12 protein-coding genes are annotated in these 16,425 nt (G+C 74.3%); all 12 read left to right on the top strand.

Annotation, left to right across the window (positions count from 1 at the left end; all coding sequences use genetic code 11):
- The first annotated feature begins 932 nt into the window (after nucleotides 1–932).
- The gene (locus BF93_RS19495; protein ID WP_156954016.1) at nucleotides 933–3,371 is read left to right on the top strand and encodes a hypothetical protein; all 2,439 of its coding nucleotides are present in this window, start codon (nucleotides 933–935) and stop codon (nucleotides 3,369–3,371) included.
- The gene (locus BF93_RS03070) at nucleotides 3,368–4,408 is read left to right on the top strand and encodes an HAD-IIA family hydrolase (RefSeq protein ID WP_051486443.1); all 1,041 of its coding nucleotides are present in this window, start codon (nucleotides 3,368–3,370) and stop codon (nucleotides 4,406–4,408) included. The genes BF93_RS19495 and BF93_RS03070 overlap by 4 nt, the downstream gene beginning before the upstream one ends.
- A complete protein-coding gene (locus tag BF93_RS03065) occupies nucleotides 4,405–5,250 on the top strand; it encodes a TlyA family RNA methyltransferase (RefSeq protein WP_051486442.1) in 846 nt (281 codons plus the stop codon). The genes BF93_RS03070 and BF93_RS03065 overlap by 4 nt, the downstream gene beginning before the upstream one ends.
- On the top strand, nucleotides 5,247–6,191 hold the full coding sequence (locus BF93_RS03060; protein WP_038370397.1) for an NAD kinase: 945 nt from the start codon (nucleotides 5,247–5,249) through the stop codon (nucleotides 6,189–6,191). Before BF93_RS03065 ends, BF93_RS03060 begins: the two co-directional genes overlap by 4 nt.
- Nucleotides 6,192–6,200: 9 nt before the next feature.
- Nucleotides 6,201–7,922 carry a DNA repair protein RecN gene (gene recN / locus BF93_RS03055; protein WP_038370396.1) on the top strand — a complete coding sequence of 574 codons (1,722 nt, stop codon included), beginning with the start codon at nucleotides 6,201–6,203 and terminating at the stop codon, nucleotides 7,920–7,922.
- On the top strand, nucleotides 7,919–9,103 hold the full coding sequence (gene steA / locus BF93_RS03050; protein ID WP_038370395.1) for a putative cytokinetic ring protein SteA: 1,185 nt from the start codon (nucleotides 7,919–7,921) through the stop codon (nucleotides 9,101–9,103). The genes recN and steA overlap by 4 nt, the downstream gene beginning before the upstream one ends.
- Before the next feature lie 12 nt (nucleotides 9,104–9,115).
- Nucleotides 9,116–10,132: a copper transporter gene (locus BF93_RS03045; RefSeq protein ID WP_038370393.1), complete on the top strand. Its 1,017-nt coding sequence runs from the start codon at nucleotides 9,116–9,118 to the stop codon at nucleotides 10,130–10,132.
- Entirely contained in the window at nucleotides 10,129–10,962 is an 834-nt protein-coding gene (locus BF93_RS03040; RefSeq protein ID WP_038370391.1) for a hypothetical protein, read from the top strand. The genes BF93_RS03045 and BF93_RS03040 overlap by 4 nt, the downstream gene beginning before the upstream one ends.
- A complete protein-coding gene (murJ, locus tag BF93_RS03035; RefSeq protein WP_084148202.1) occupies nucleotides 10,959–12,701 on the top strand; it encodes a murein biosynthesis integral membrane protein MurJ in 1,743 nt (580 codons plus the stop codon). The genes BF93_RS03040 and murJ overlap by 4 nt, the downstream gene beginning before the upstream one ends.
- Nucleotides 12,698–13,933: a glycosyltransferase gene (locus BF93_RS03030; protein WP_051486441.1), complete on the top strand. Its 1,236-nt coding sequence runs from the start codon at nucleotides 12,698–12,700 to the stop codon at nucleotides 13,931–13,933. The genes murJ and BF93_RS03030 overlap by 4 nt, the downstream gene beginning before the upstream one ends.
- 115 nt (nucleotides 13,934–14,048) lie before the next feature.
- Nucleotides 14,049–15,815, top strand: coding sequence for a CTP synthase (locus BF93_RS03025; RefSeq protein ID WP_051486467.1), 1,767 nt, complete (start codon nucleotides 14,049–14,051; stop codon nucleotides 15,813–15,815).
- Between the two features lie 4 nt (nucleotides 15,816–15,819).
- A complete protein-coding gene (locus tag BF93_RS03020; RefSeq protein ID WP_038370390.1) occupies nucleotides 15,820–16,416 on the top strand; it encodes an NUDIX domain-containing protein in 597 nt (198 codons plus the stop codon).
- Nucleotides 16,417–16,425: the final 9 nt, after the last annotated feature.

The following is a 16,425-nucleotide window of genomic DNA, read 5'->3' as shown; positions in this document are numbered from 1 at the left end:
CCCGCTTCGTCATTCCCCGTCCCGTTTCGTTTTTTGCCCTGCTGCCGGTCGTGCAGCGGGGCTTTTCGCGTTCCAGGGCGCCTGGTGCGGGGAGTGGGAGCCGTAGCCGTCTGCCGGCCTATCGCGTTGACCCATGTCCGCGCGGGTACTCCGAGGTGGGGAAGCGGCTACGGCAGGGAGCCGCTTCGCGCCGTGTGCGCCCGATGGAGAGCGGGACGCGCTGTGGTTCGTGGCGGCTCAGCAGGGGCTCAGCAGTCGAATTCCGCCACGTGCCCGCTGTGTGAGGGTGCGGAGCTGCAGGGCGGGCCGGCCGATCATCGGCCGGCGAATCTGTCATGGGGCCTCCTGGGGCCAAGGCAGCGCTGCAACGGCCCCACCGCTGCGTGACAACAGACGAGCCGCCACGGGCCGCTCGTCAGACCAGCTGTCGCTCGGCGCCTCGTGCGGTGCGGTCCAGGGACTGGCGCCGGCTGGTCGCTTTCAGCCCTTTGGACACGCTCATAGGGCATGCAATGGATCATCCGCCCGCAGCGTCGCGACCGTTCTCGTCGCTGCGCGATGGGGATCCAGACCCCTGCTGCGACTGCTTCGGGATGTTCCCATCGTTCGTGTGCCGGCCCGCTGCGCTCATCAGGGCCTTGTGGGGCACTGTCCCGTGCTGCGCGCCGACGTCTGTGCGGGTCGTGGGCCTTGTGCGGGGACAGCGGTGCAGCGGGTCCGATACCAGCTCCCTCAGAGGCCGCTTCTGCGCAACCGGGCTGGCGTCGGCGTCGGTGAACGCATGGCCGTGGGGGCTCGATGGCATGCGGGACAGCGCTTGCTGATTTCCGGCGGTGAGCTGGGATGCTGGGCGTTACGGTGTGTGTCTGTGACCCGCACATCGAGACCTCGGCCGGTACCGGTGAGTGCTGTCACGGTTCGACACCGATGTCATGGTGGCGATCAAGACGTCCCGTATTTTGGATCTTGATCTACGACTACAGCTGAACAGGGTGGCTCACGTGGCGAAGGAAGACTCCGGGTCTGACCGGAACGGGTCCAGGGACCGAGCTCGAGGCAACTCGGGCGCTCGCCCGTCGGCGGGGCGCAGGGACTACGGCAGTTCGCGGCGCGACGGGCGGGATGCACAGGCGTCGCCGGGGCGTCGCGACGGCGGGGGATACCGCGGCGGCGACGATCGACGTCCTCCGCGTGACGAGCGCTCCCGGGATGATCGCCCGTGGCAGAGCCGGCGCGGTGCTGAGCATCGCGGCGCTGACGGCCGCCAGGGGGATCGCCCCTCGAAGGACCGCCGCGAGAATGGTCGCGGAGACAGCCGGTCTTGGGACGAGCGTCGTCCCTCCGGGGATGAGCGTCGTACCTCTGACCGGCCATGGCGGGATCGCCGTGATGATCGTCCTGGGGATCAGCGTCCCTCAGCGGGCGGACGGCCTTCGCGCGACGACCGCGGCGGAGCCGCGCGCGAGCGCCGCGAGGATCGCGGCCAGAACAATCGTCCGTGGCAGGACCGTTCGAGCGATGGTCGCCGGGACGATCGTTCCCGCGGTGAACGACGTCCTTATGACAACGATCGCCGCAGGGACGACCGTTTCTCCTCCGATCGCCGTTCATCGCAGGAGGGCCGCCGGAACTTCGGCGAACAGGCCGATCGCAGTCAGGGTCGGTCCTTCGGCCCTCGGAACGACGGACAGGACGCTCGCAGGCCCTCTGCGAGCCGAGATGATCGCGGTGGGGACCGGCGCAGCTTCGGCGGCCGGGACGATCGTGGTGGGGATCGGCGCGGCTACGGCAACCGGGACGACCGCGGCGGGGACCGGCGCGGCTACGGCAACCGGGACGACCGCGGCGGAGATCGGCGCAGCTTCGGCAACCGGGACGACCGCGGCGGGGACCGGCGCAGCTACGGCAACCGGGACGACCGCGGCGGGGACCGGCGCAGCTTCGGCAACCGGGACGATCGCGGCGGGGACCGGCGCAGCTTCGGCAACCGAGATGATCGCGGCGGGGACCGGCGCAGCTACGGCAGCCGGGACGACCGCGGTCGCGATGATCGCCGGGGCGGCGACCGGACGTGGCCGGCGAGCCGTCCCTCGTCCGAGCGTCACCAGGACGACCCGCGCCACCGCACCGGCCGGTCGTTCTCGGGGCGGGACGATGACCGCCGCCGTGTGCGGGAGGACCGTGACTCGCGTCCGGGCCAGGACCGGCGAGCCGAGCGCGGCAACGAGCCGGAGATCCCCGAGTGGATCACCGGGGCCGAGCTGGACGGCTCGTACCGCGAAGAGCTTCGTGCCCTCAGCAAGGACACCGCTGAGCGCGTCTCGCGCCATCTCGTGGCTGCGCTCATCAGCGTGGAGGAGGATCCCGCAGATGCCGCGGCGCATGCCAAGTTCGCCGTCAGCATCGGGGCCCGTGTCGGGATCGTCCGCGAGACCTACGGCGTGATCGCGTATCAGACCGGCGACTACCACACCGCCGTGCGCGAGCTGCGCACGGCGATGCGGATCACCGGCCGAGCCGACATCCTTCCCATGCTCGCCGACGCGGAGCGCGGCGTGGGCCGTCCCGAGCGCGCTCTGGACATCGCCGCGTCCCCCGAGGCGGAGAAGCTGGGTCTCGAGTCGACGATCGAGCTGATGATCGTCGTGGCCGGCGCCTACGCGGACACCGGAGACGTCGAGACCGCTCTGACCTCCCTGGAGATCCCGGCCCTGCGCCAGAAGGTCGAAGGACGCTGGCAGGTCCGCCTCTGGGTCGCGTACGCGGACCTGCTCGAGCGCGCGGGTCGATCCGAGGAGGCCCGCAAGTGGCTGCTGCTCGCCGCGGACGCCGACACGGAGCGGATCACCGACGCTGCCGAGCGTCTGGGCCGCCCGGCGCCGGTCGAGGAGCCGAACCCCACCTGGTACGACGCCGAGGAGATGCACGTCGTCGACGCATTCGACGAGGATGCCGAGGACGACGAGGTCGAGGGCGACGAGGACGACGACGAGACTGAGGTCGCTGAGGTCGTTGAAGACGACGAGGACGACACCGAGGCTGAGGTCGTCGAGGGCGACGAGGACGACAACGAGCCCGAGGCCGAGCTCGACGGGGAGGACATCGCGGCCGAGGCCGACGAAGCCGACTCGCGTCCCGAGCACCTCGCGTCCGAGGCGGTCTCGTCCGAGGACGCCCCGGTCGATGATGCCGACACGGATCCCGAGCACGTCGCGGCCGATGAGGACTCGGTCGCAGCCGAGCCGGCCATGCCCTCGTCTCAGGCCGAGCCCGAGGCCAGGGAGACGCTCGAGGACGCGGAGGCGGAGGCCGGCGAGGCGTCCGGGGACCGCGACGTGCCGGAGGAGACCGACCAGGAGGCGCGCGCGTGACCGCTGGGCCCGATTCCTGCTACCTGGACCTGTACGACGCTCTGCTGCTGGACCTCGACGGCACCGTGATGCACGGCCCGCGCCCGATCGAGCACGCGGCCGAGGGCATCCTCGCCGGGCGCGACGCCGGCGCCGGCATCGCCTTCGTGACCAACAATGCCTCCCGCACTCCCCGCCAGGTGGTCGACCACCTGCGGACCGTGGGCGTGGAGGCATCGGAGGACGAGATCGTCACCTCCCCGCAGATCGCCGCACGGCTGCTCGCCGAGCAGCTCGAGCCGGGCGCGACGGTGCTGGTCGTCGGCTCCGAGGGACTGGCCGAGGAGGTGCGGGGCGTGGGCCTCGAGCCCGTCGTCGAGGACCGCGAGGACGTCGTCGCCGTCATCCAGGGCTGGGATCCCTCCCTGGGCTGGGCGCGGCTGGCCGAGGGCGGATACGCGCTGCGGCGCGGCGCCCTGTGGATGGCCACCAACACCGACGCCACCCTGCCCACCGAGAAGGGCATCGCTCCGGGCAACGGCTCCCTGGTGGCGGCGCTGCGCCATGCCACCGGGCGGGAGCCCCAGGTCGCCGGCAAGCCGGAGCCGGGGATGTTCCGCGGCGCCGCCGATCGTCTCGGTGCGCGCCGTCCCCTCGCCGTCGGCGACCGCCTGGACACGGACATCGAGGGCGGCAACCGCGCCGGGATGGACTCCCTGATGGTCCTCACCGGTGTCGACTCGGCCCTGGACGCCCTGCGCGCCGACCCGATCCGCCGCCCCACCTGGATCGAGCAGGACCTCTCCAGCCTCGGGCGGCCCGCGCCGCGCGCGGTCCTCGAGGGGGAGCGGGCGCAGTGCGGGCCCGTGCATGCTACCTGGGAGGACGGGGACATCCGCCTCGGCGGCCCCGCGCAGGACATCCGCACCCTGCGCTGCGCCCTGGCGCTCGTCGCGCATCATCGGCCCGAGGCCCGCTTCACCGGGAGCCTGCGCGACGCCGAAGGCCGCGAGCTGGACGCGCTGCCCGCGCCGGATCCGGAGCCGGCCGCCCTGTGAGCCCGCGCCGTCTGGACGTGGCGCTCCACGAGGACGGCCATGCCCGCTCCCGCACGCATGCGCGCCGGATCGTCGAGGAGGGACGGGCCCTGGTCGACGGGAGGGCGGCGACCAAGCCGTCCCTGCCGGTGCCCGAGGGGGCGCTGGTGGAGGTCATCGACGTCCCCGACGGGGTCGAGTACGCCTCCCGCGCGGCCCACAAGCTCGCCGGCGCCCTCGCCGGCGCCGGGGTCCAGGTCGCCGGGCGGCTCTGCCTGGACGCGGGAGCCTCCACCGGGGGGTTCACCGATGTGCTGCTGCGGCGCGGAGCGCGCCGCGTGATCGCGGTGGACATCGGCCACGATCAGCTGGCCCCGCACCTGCGGGAGGATGCCCGGGTGGACGTCCGCGACGGCACCAGCATCCGCGGCCTGCGGCCCGAGGCCGTCGACGGACCGGTCGACCTCCTGGTGGCGGACCTGTCGTTCATCTCCCTGCGCACCGTGATCGCGGATCTCGCCGGCCTGGTCTCCGCCGACGGCGAGCTGCTGGTGATGGTCAAGCCGCAGTTCGAGGTGGGCCGCGCCCGCCTGCCTCGCAGCGGCGTGGTGGTCTCGGCGGAGCACCGCGTCGACGCGCTGCGCGGCGTGGTGGAGGCCGCCGCCGAGACGGGCCTGGAGCTGCGCGGGGCCGGCATGAGCGCGCTGCCCGGTCAGGACGGGAATCGTGAGTACTTCCTCCACCTGCGTCCGGCCCCCGTGGCGGCACCGGTTTCCCCTGCCGCCTATGACATGATCGACCAGGCGGTGCGCCACCCTTCCGCACCGCGCACGACCCCCGAGGGAGGCGAACGCACCCGATGAGACGGTTCCTGCTGTACACGCATGCAGGGCGCGCCTCCGCGCTCCAGGCGCTCCGCTCCGTCCTGCGGCACATGGCCGAGCGCGGCGTCGGCGCCGTGATGATCGACGATCAGGTCGACGAGGTCTGCGCGGACGAGGAGGGCCACATGCCCCCGGGCCTCGACGAGATCCTCCACAGCGACGCCGTCGAGGTGCGCGACGTCGCCCATGCGAGCCTCGGCGTCGAGCTGTGCATCGTCCTCGGCGGCGACGGGACCATCCTGCGGGCCCTGGAGGCCGTCCGCGACGAGGACGTCCCCGTCCACGGCGTGAACCTCGGGCACGTCGGATTCCTGGCCGAGAGCGAGGTGGAGGACCTCTCCACCACCATCGACCGTCTGCTGGACCGCGACTACGAGATCGAGGAGCGCTCCACCCTCGACATCACGGTCCTGGACGAGGACGATCGCCCCGTCGCCTCGCACTGGGCGATGAACGAGGCGTCCCTGGAGAAGGGCGACCGCCAGAAGATGATCTACGTGGTCGTCGAGATCGACGGCCGCCCCGTCTCCTCCTTCGGCTGCGACGGACTGCTGCTGTCGACCTCGACGGGGTCGACCGCGTACGCCTTCAGCGCCGGGGGACCGATCATCTGGCCGGAGGTCGACGCCTTCCTCGTCGTGCCCCTGGCCGCCCACGCCCTGTTCGCCCGCCCCCTCGTGCTGGGCCGCTCCAGCGAGGCCGCGATCGAGATGGCGCTGGACAACAGCGTCGACGCCGTCCTGACCCTGGACGGGCGGCGCACGGAGACCCTCCGGGCCGGCATGCGCCTGGAGGCGCGCCTCTCGCCGCAGTCGGTCCGCCTGGTGCGGCTGTCGCCCACGCCGTTCGCCGATCGGCTGGTGGAGAAGTTCCAGCTTCCCGTCGTCGGCTGGCGGGGGCGCGACGGCCGCGCCGTCTAGGGGGCGCCGATGCTGTCCACCCTGCGGATCCGCCACATCGGCGTGATCGACGACGCCACGCTCGACTTCGGTCCCGGCTTCACGGCCCTGACCGGAGAGACCGGCGCCGGCAAGACCATGATCGTGACGGGACTGTCCATGCTGCTGGGCGAGCGGCTGGACCGCGGCCGCGCCGGCACCGCCAGCAGCGTCGACGGCGTCATCGCCGTGCCCGGCCATGCCCGGCTCATCGAGGGCATCGACGAGCTCGGCGCCGAGATCGAGGACGACGAGGTGCTCATCGCCCGACGGGTCACCAAGGACGGCCGCTCCCGGGCCCACATCGGCGGGGTGCCGGTGCCGATCGGGACCCTGTCCACGCTGGTCGGCTCCGCCGTGACCGTCCACGGGCAGATGGACCAGCAGCGCCTGCGCGGGCCGGAGCCGCAGCGCGAGGCCCTGGACACCTTCGCGATCGCCAGCATCGGCGAGCCGCTGGCGCGCCACCGAGAGCTGTGGGAGCAGCGCCGTGCGCTCGTCGCCGAGCGCGACGAGCTGGCCGGGCTGCTGGCCGAGCGGTCGCGGCGCGGCGACCTGCTGCGCGAGGCCCTCGAGCAGATCGAGCAGGTCGACCCGCAGCCCCACGAGGACGACGACCTGCGCGCCGAGCTCGAGCGCCTGGGCCACGCCGTGGAGCTGCGCGAGGCCGCCGTCCAGTCCTCCCTGGCCCTGGTCGGCGACGACGGCCCCTCCGTGGCCTCCCTGCTGGATCTCGCCACCACCGCCGTGGGCACGGCCGCCCGCACCGACCGCGCCCTGGCCCCGCTCGCCGAGCGGCTCGACGCGGTGCGGCTGGACGTCTCCGACATCGCCGCGGAGCTCTCGCGCTACGCCGAGGACGTCGAGGCCTCCCCGGGGCGCCTGGACGCCGCCAACGAGCGCCTGCACGAGCTCACCCTGCTGCTGCGCGACACCGGCGCGGCCCTGCCGGGAGCGCAGGACGTGACCGAGCTGCTCGAGATCTCCCAGGGCGCCGCCGCGGACCTGGACCGCTTCGACGGGGCCCAGGAGCGGCACGCCGTCGTCGAGGAGCAGCTCGCCGCCCTGGACGCGCAGCTCGACGAGGCCGCATCGGCCCTCACCGCGGCCCGCACCGCGGCCGCAGAGCACCTCGCGCGCGCCGTCGAGGCCGAGCTGCGCGAGCTGGAGATGCCCCAGGCCTCCATCCGCGTCGAGGTCACCGAGCACGCACCGCGCGAGCACGGGCGCGACGCCGTGGCCATCCTCATCTCGCCCCACCCCGGGGCCCGGCACCTGCCCGTGGCCACCTCCGCCTCCGGCGGAGAGCTCTCCCGGGTGATGCTCGCCCTCGAGGTCGCGCTGGCGTCCTCGCGCGAGGACCGGTCCGGGGCGCCCGTGTTCGTCTTCGACGAGATCGACGCCGGGATCGGCGGCCGGGCCGCCCTGGCGGTCGGCCAGCGCCTCGCCCAGCTCGCGCAGCACGCCCAGGTCATCGTCGTCACGCACCTGCCGCAGGTGGCGGCGCACGCGACCACGCACCTGCGCATCGTGAAGACGGCCGAGGGGGACCGCACCAGCTCCACCGTCGAGTCCCTCGACCATGAGGCCCGGGTGCGGGAGCTGGCGCGGATGCTGGCCGGGGACGACGCCTCCCGCACCGCCCGCGAGCACGCCGCCGAGCTCCTGGCCCAGTCCCAGGGCGCCGGGGCGCCCGCGGCGGAGGCCCCATGAGCGCGTCCGATGACGACCTCGCGCTGAGCGGGCCCGCGCGGCTGGGACGACGCACCAAGGAGCTGACGGCCCGCCTCGCGCCCGGGGACATCGCCGTGATCGACCACGAGGACATCGACCGGGTGGCCGCGGAGGCCCTCGTGGAGAAGTCCCCGCTGGCCGTGCTGAACGCCGCCGCCTCCACCTCCGGCCGCTACCCCAACGCCGGCCCGCAGATCCTCGTGGAGGCCGGGATCGTCCTCATCGACGGACTGGGCCCGGAGCTGTTCGCGTCCGTCCGCGAGGGGGATCGCCTCACCCTCGACGGCGGCACCGTGCAGCTGGGCCCCGACCGTGCCCTGCACGGCACGCCGCAGGACGCCGCCAGCATCGAGCGGGACCTGGAGGCCGCCCGCGAAGGGCTCTCGCGCCAGCTCGAGCTGTTCGCCGAGAACACCATGGAGTACATGCTCAAGGAGAAGGACCTCCTGCTCGACGGCGTGGGCGCCCCGGACATCCGCACCGACGTCGACGGCCGTCCCGTCCTGATCGTGGTGCGCGGCTACCACTACAAGGAGGACCTGCTCACGCTGCGGCCCTTCCTGCGCGAGAACCGCCCCGTGATCATCGGCGTGGACGGCGGCGCCGACGCCGTGCTCGAGGCCGGCTGGCGCCCCGACATCATCATCGGCGACATGGACTCCGTCTCGGACCGGGCCCTGCGCAGCGGCGCCGAGCTGGTCGTGCACGCCTATCGCGACGGCCGCGCCCCCGGCATGGCCCGCCTGGAGGAGCTGGGCCTGGCCCGGCGGGCCGTCCCCTTCCCGGCCTACGGCACGAGCGAGGACATCGCCATGCTGCTGGCCGACGAGAAGGGCGCCAGCGTGATCGTGGCCGTCGGCACCCACGGCACCCTCGAGGAGTTCCTCGACAAGGGGCGCGCCGGCATGGGGTCCACATTCCTGACCCGTCTGCGCGTGGGATCGAAGCTCGTGGACGCCAAGGGGGTCTCGCGGCTGTACCGCCAGCGGATCTCCAACCAGCAGCTGGCCCTGCTGGCCGTCGCAGGGCTGCTGGCGCTGGGCGCCGCGCTCTGGGCGACCCCGGGAGGCCAGGCCCTGTTCCAGCTGCTGGGCGCCCGCATGGATGACATGCTGTCCTGGTTCACGGCGCTGTTCGCGCCGCGCACCGGAAGCTCGTAGGAGGCACCGCCCGTGATCGACTTCCGCTACCACCTGGTATCGCTGATCTCCGTGTTCATCGCGCTCGCGATCGGCATCGTGCTGGGGGCCGGCCCCCTGCGCGAGAGCCTCGGCGACCAGCTCGCCGAGCAGGTCGAGCAGCTGCGCACCGAGAAGGACGACCTGCGCGCGGCCAACGAGGGGCTCACCGCCGACCGCGACCAGCTCACCGGCTACGTCGAGGCGAGCGCCCCGCAGCTGCTGGAGGGCACCCTCGAGGGGACCACCATCGCCCTGGTCACCGAGCACGACTCCTCCCGCACCGAGGTCGAGGCGGTCGAGGCGAACATCGCCACCGCCGGCGGGACCGTCGGCCCGCGCATCACCCTGCAGTCGATGCTCTGGGCCCCGGACGCCTCCGCGCAGCGCCGCGACACCCTCGCCGACCTCCGGGCCGTCTCGCCGGAGCTGGTGCCCGCCGACGCCGACGACGACGTCACCGCGCTCACCGGCACCCTGGCCCGGCTGCTGTCCCCGGGGGACGGACCGGACGAGGAGGTGCGCGCGCAGGCCTGGCAGGTCCTCGTCGACCGCCAGGCCGTCACCGTGGACGGGGACCTGGTGCCCGTCGACGCGGTCGCCTACCTCGGCGCGGATCCCGCGGAGATGGTCGTGCCCACCGAGTCCGCCTCGGCCGCCGGGGAGCGGGCCCAGGCCCTGCTGGGCGTGCAGACCTCCTTCATGCTCGGCCTGGTCGACACCGGCACCCCGGCCGTCGTCTCCGCCGTCACCCCGCAGGACAACAGCGGCGACGGCATCCTCGGGACGGTGCGCACCGATGCCCGCTTCCGCGGGCTGTCCACCACGGACCGGCTCCAGCAGAGCGACGGCCCCGTCCTGACCGTGCTCGCGCTGGGCGAGCGCCTGCGCGGCGGCGTGGGGGACTACGGGACCGCGGCCGATGCCGACGCCCGCATCCCCGAGGTCGACACCTCCGTGCCGATCATCGGCCAGGAGGAGCCGGCGGCGTCGGACGGGGGCGAAGGATGAGCCTGCGCGCGCGGGTGCGCCGCGAGCTGGCCCGCACCAACTACGCCGGGCGCACCGTGAGCCTCGCCGAGGGCGCGGCCGTCGTCGCCGGCACCACGGCGGTGCTCGCCCTGGCCGGGCGCCCCCGGGAGGCGGGGATGGTCGGGGGGATCGGCGTGCTCGGCCTCGTCGACGACCTCGTCGAGCCGCATCGGCGCCGCGCCGACGGGGCCGCGCCCGCCAAGGGGCTGCGCGGCCACCTGCGGGCGCTGACGCGGGGGGAGGTGACCACCGGCGCGGTGAAGGTGCTGGGCATCCCGATCATCGCCCTGGTCGGGGTCGCCCCCGCCGGGCGGCCGGGGCCGATGACCCTCGTGGACGGCGCCCTCGTCGCGGGCGGCGCGAACCTCGTGAACCTGCTGGACCTGCGCCCGGGGCGTGCGCTGAAGGTCGTGCTGCCGCTGGCGGCCGTCCTCGCCGTGCGCGGGGAGCGCGCCGCGCCGGGCCCTGCGCCCGCCGCGGGAGGCGACGGCGCCGCGGAGGGGACGGCGCGCCCCCGCGCCCTCGCCCGGACGGCGCTCCTCGCCGGCGGTCTCGCGCTGCCCGCCGACCTGCGCGAGCACGGCATGCTCGGGGACGCGGGCGCCAACGCCCTGGGCGCCCTCGTCGGCGCCGCCGCCGTGCGGACCTTGCCCGCGCCGGCGCGGGTGGCCGCGCTGCTGGCGGTCGCCGGCCTCACCCTCGCCAGCGAGCGGGTCAGCTTCTCGCGGGTCATCGACGCGACCCCGGCGCTGCATGCGCTGGACCGGATCGGCCGCCGCGCCGCGCCGGAGCCGGGGGCCGGCGCATGAGCGCCTCGGCCCCCGGTCCCGAGATCCCTCCCGCGGCCGCCGCCGGCGCGGGGCTCGGCGGCGCGCCCGCGGCCGGGGGGCCGACGCTGCGCAGCACGATCCTCAAGGGCGCCGGCATCATCCTCGTGGTCACCGTCCTCGCCCGGATCGCCGGGTTCCTGCGCAACCTCGTGTTCGGGGCGAGCGTGGGCGCCGGGGACGTGGGCACCGCCTACGCCAGCGCCAACCAGCTGCCCAACGTCCTGTTCGAGGTGGTCGCGGGCGGCGCGCTGGCGGCCGTCGTGGTGCCGCTGGTGGCCGGTCTGGTCCCCGGGCCCGAGGGGCGCCTGGCCGGGCAGGACCGCACCGAGGGGGAGCACCGCGCCGATCGCATCGTCTCGGCCCTGATGACCTGGACGATCCTCGGCATGCTGCCGCTGGTCGCGGTGCTGATCGTCCTCGCCGAGTCGATCGCCCGGCTGCTGCTGAGCGGGGGAGAGGGCACCGAGCCGATGATCGTGCTCGGCGCCGATCTGCTGCGGATCTTCGCCGTGCAGCTGCCGATGTACGCCGTCGCGGTCATCCTCGGCGCCTACCTGCAGGCCCGCCGGCGTTTCTTCTGGCCCGCCCTGCTGCCGCTGCTGTCCTCCGTGATCGTGATGATCTCCTACCGGCTGTATGCCCTGGTGGTGCCGGGCGTCGCGACGGCCTCGACCATCGGTCCGGCAGGGACGCTCCTGCTGGGCTGGGGGACCACGGCCGGCGTGCTGGCCATGGCGCTGCCGGTGGTGATCGTCGCGCACCGCGCCGGGCTTCGCCTGCGCCCCACCCTGCGGATGCCCTCCGGCACCGGGCGCACCGCCCTGGCGCTGGCCGGCTCCGGCCTCGGGGCCGTCGGCGCCCAGCAGCTCGCCCTCGCCCTGGTGCTGGTGCTGGCCATGCGCGCCGGCGGCACGGGGACCCTGGTGGTCTTCCAGTACGCCTACGCCGTGTTCATGCTGCCCTTCGCCGTCCTCGTCGTGCCGCTGATGACCTCGACGTTCCCCCACCTGTCCGAGCAGCGCCTGACCGGGGACACCTGGGGTTTCGCCCGGACCGCGACCTCCGCCGTGCGCCTGGTCGCGGGGGTCGCCACGGGCGGAGCCGCCGTGCTGGTGGCGGCCGCGCCGGCGATCGAGGAGTTCTTCCGCCTGCTGGACCGCGCCAACGCCCAGGGCGTCGGCGCCACGGTCGCCGCGCTCGGCCTCGGGCTGGGCGGCTATGCGGTGACGATGCAGTGCACCCGGGTGCTCTCCGCCGCGGTGCGGGCGAAGGACGCGCTCATGGTCGGGTCGATCGGCTGGGTCATCGCCGCCGCGCTGATCGTGCTGTTCACCCTGTCCTCGCCCACCCGCCGCGCCGCCGAGGCCTCCACGAGCTTCGGCATCGCGATCGCGATCGGCATGCTGTGCGCCGGTCTGCTGGGGATGTCGCGCATCAGCGAGCTGATCGAGGCCAGCGGCCGCCAGCATGCGCTGCGCCGCGTCACCGTCTTCGCCCCGCTGGCGCTCGTGGGCGGGGCCGTGCCCGGGTACTTCGTGAGCAGCCTGCTGCTGCACACCGGCATGTCGATGCTGACGGTGGTGCTGATCGGCATCCTCGCCGGCGCCGTCGCCGGCGCCCTCGCCGGGGGAGTGCTCGCGGCCGCCTCCCCGGCTTCCGCCCGCCGCGGCCTGCGCCTGGCGAGGGCGCGCCTGCGCCGCCTGCGGAGGCGCGGATGAGCGCCCTCCCGCCCCGGTCCGGCCGATCGCCGCGAGGCGCCTCCGGGCCCCGGCACATCGTGCTGCTGGAGCCGACCGCCGTCGGCGGCCTCGCGGCGCATGTGCGCCAGGAGGAGGCGCTGCTGGAGTCCGCCGGGGTGCGGATCACCCGCCCCCCGGTCCGGATCGCTCCCCGCCCCGGTCCGCAGGACCTGGCCACCGTGCGGACGCTGCGCCGGATCCTGCGCCGCCCCGGCAGCGGCATCGGCGCCGTGCACGCCCACGGCCTGCGTGCGGCGGCCCTGGCCGGCCTGGCCCGGGGACCCCGGGGCCGCCGACCGCTGCTCGTGGTCACCCTCCACAACCGGATCGCCGGCGGCGCGGGCGTGCGGATCATCGGCGCGGCGCTGCTGCGCATCATCCGTGCACGGGCCGATGCGGTCCTGACCGTCTCCCCGGATCTCGCGACGGGCCTGGACGGCGTGCCGCGGGTCCTCCACGCCATCGTCCCCGCGCCGGAGCCCTCCGCCCCGGAGCCCTCCGCCTCGCAGCCCCCCGCCTCGGAGCCTCCCGCCCCGGAGGCCCCCGCGGGGCGCGGGACCGACCCGGCCCCGCAGCCCGCGCCGAGCGGGACCGGCCCGGCCCCGCAGCCCGCGCCGAGCGCGCGATCCGGCCCGGCCGGTCTCGAGGTGCTCGTGGTCGCGCGCCTCGCCCCGCAGAAGGGCCTGGACGTGCTGCTGGACGCCGTGCGCCTGCTGGTGGACCGCCGGGTCGACGTGCAGGTGCGGATCGCCGGGGACGGGCCCGAGCAGTCGGCGCTGGAGGCGAGGATCCGGGCCGAGAGCCTGCCCGTGCGGCTGCTGGGGCGGCGCGAGGACGTCCCCGCCCTGCTGGCCTCCTGCGACCTGGTCGTCTCCGCGGCGCGCTGGGAGGGGCAGCCCGTCTTCCTGCAGGAGGCGCTGCGGGCCGGCCGGGCGATCGTGGCCACCCGCGCGGGCGGCACCGAGCTGGTCACGGGCGATGCCGCCGCACTGGTCCCCGTCGAGGACCCCGCGGCGCTCGCCGACGCGATCGCCGCCATGGCCGACCCCTCCGCGCGCCGGCGCGCCGCGCAGGCCTCGGCCCGGCGGGCCCGGGAGCTGCCCGGAGCGGCGGAGATGTCCGCCCAGCTGCTCGAGGTCCTCGGCCTCGGCCCGGCCGCGGGCACCCCGCCGCGGGCCGCCGGGACCCCGATGAGAGATGACGCACCGTGATGCGGCCCGCCGTCGGCGGCGTGTCCTGGCCGCAGCCCCGAGCCCGATGGTAGGTTGACAATCCGTGGCAGACACCGACGCGCAGACCCCCCGAACCGGCCGAGCTCCGCAGCGAATCGCTGCGTCCCAGAGCACTGGCGCCAAGCCGTTCCGCAACACCGGAACCACCAAGCACATCTTCGTCACCGGCGGTGTCGTCTCGAGCCTGGGCAAGGGGCTGACCGCCTCCTCGCTGGGCATGCTGCTGCGCAGCCGGGGCCTGCGGGTGACGATGCAGAAGCTCGACCCCTACCTCAACGTCGACCCCGGCACGATGAACCCGTTCCAGCACGGCGAGGTGTTCGTGACCGAGGACGGCGCGGAGACCGACCTCGACATCGGCCACTACGAGCGCTTCCTGGACGAGAACCTCAGCGCCGACGCGAACGTCACCACCGGCCAGGTGTACTCCAACGTCATCGCCAAGGAGCGCCGCGGCGAGTACCTCGGCGACACCGTCCAGGTCATCCCGCACATCACCGGGGAGATCAAGGAGCGCATGCGCTCCCAGGCCGGCGACGACGTCGACGTGATCATCACCGAGATCGGCGGGACCGTCGGCGACATCGAGTCCCAGCCCTTCCTCGAGGCCGCCCGCCAGGTGCGCCAGGACGTCGGCCGCGACAACGTCTTCTTCATCCACGTCTCCCTGGTGCCGTTCATCGGCCCCTCCAAGGAGCTCAAGACCAAGCCGACCCAGCACTCCGTGGCCGCCCTGCGCAACATCGGCATCCAGCCCGATGCCATCGTGCTGCGCGCCGACCGCGAGCTGCCCGCCTCGGTGAAGTCGAAGATCTCCTCCATGTGCGACGTCGACCTCGACGCCGTCGTCGTCTGCCCCGACGCCCCGTCGATCTACGACATCCCCCACGTGCTGCACGACGAGGGGCTGGACGCCTACGCGATCCGCCGCCTCGACCTGCTCAGCCACGACGTCGACTGGAGCCTGTGGGACTCGCTCCTGCAGCGCGTGCACCAGCCCGAGTACGAGGTCACCGTCGGCCTGGTCGGCAAGTACATCGACCTGCCCGACGCCTACCTCTCGGTCACCGAGGCCCTGCGCGCCGGCGGCTTCCACCACTCGACCCGGGTGAACATCCGCTGGATCCCCTCGGACGAGTGCGCGACCCCGGAGGGCGCCCATGCGGCCCTCAAGGACGTCGACGCGATCGTCGTTCCCGGCGGCTTCGGCGTCCGCGGCCTGGACGGGAAGATCGGCGCCCTGCGCTACACCCGCGAGAAGGGCATCCCCAGCCTCGGGATCTGCCTGGGCATGCAGACGATGGTCATCGAGTACGCCCGCTCGGTGCTCGGCTGGGACGACGCGAACTCCACCGAGTTCGACGCCGCCACCACCCACCCCGTCATCGCGACCATGGCCGAGCAGGAGAGCATCGTCGCCGGCTCCGGGGACATGGGCGGGACCATGCGCCTGGGCTCCTACGACCACCAGCTCACCGAGGGCAGCCTCGCCGCCAGCATCTACGGCAGCACCCTCGTCGCCGAGCGGCACCGCCACCGCTACGAGGTCAGCAACGCCCACCGTCCCCAGCTCGAGAAGGCCGGCCTGGTCATCTCCGGCGTCTCCGCCGACCGCAGCCTCGTCGAGTTCGTGGAGCTGCCGGTGGACGTGCACCCGTACTACATCGGCACCCAGGCGCACCCGGAGCTCAAGTCCCGGCCCACGCGCTCGCACCCGCTGTTCGCCGGTCTGATCGGCGCGGCGATCGAGCTGCAGAAGTCCACCCGGCTCCTCGAGGTGCACGGCGCCGCGCTGCCGGCCTCCGACGGCTCGGAGCCGGCGCAGGTCGCCGCCACCGCCGATCCGGTCGAGGAGGACTGACCCCATGACGGAGGCATCGGCACCGGCGCAGCCCGCGGCCCCGCTGCAGGACGCGCCGGGCCGACGCCCCGTCGCCCGGAGCACCACCGTCTTCGAGGGGGCCATCTTCGACGTGGTCCGCGAGGACGTCGACTTCACCGCCCAGGTGCGCTTCACCCGCGAGTACCTGCGCCACTCCGGCGCGGTCGCCGTGCTCGCCCTGGACGAGGACGAGAACGTGCTCATGATCCGCCAGTACCGCCATCCCGCGGGGGCGGAGCTGTGGGAGATCCCCGCCGGGCTGCTGGACGTGGCCGGCGAGGACCCCGTCGCCGCGGCCGCCCGCGAGCTCGCCGAGGAGACCGGCCATGCCGCCTCCGCGTACGAGCCGCTGGTGACGCTGCGCCCCAGCCCGGGCTGCAGCGACGAGACCATCGAGGTCTTCCTCGCCACCGGGCTGCACGCCCTGGCCGAGGACGACTACGAGCGCACCGACGAGGAGGCGGGCATCCTCCTGCGGAGGGTCCCGCTGGCCGAGGCTGCCACCGCCGCCCTGTCCGGGCGCATCACCAACGCCACCGCCGTCGCCGCGATCCTCGCCGCCCGAGCCCGCCGCGCCTGACCCTCGAGC

Source organism: Brachybacterium phenoliresistens (assembly GCF_000576425.1).
Classification (GTDB): domain Bacteria; phylum Actinomycetota; class Actinomycetes; order Actinomycetales; family Dermabacteraceae; genus Brachybacterium; species Brachybacterium phenoliresistens.
This window is presented reverse-complemented; position numbering and strand designations above follow the sequence as displayed.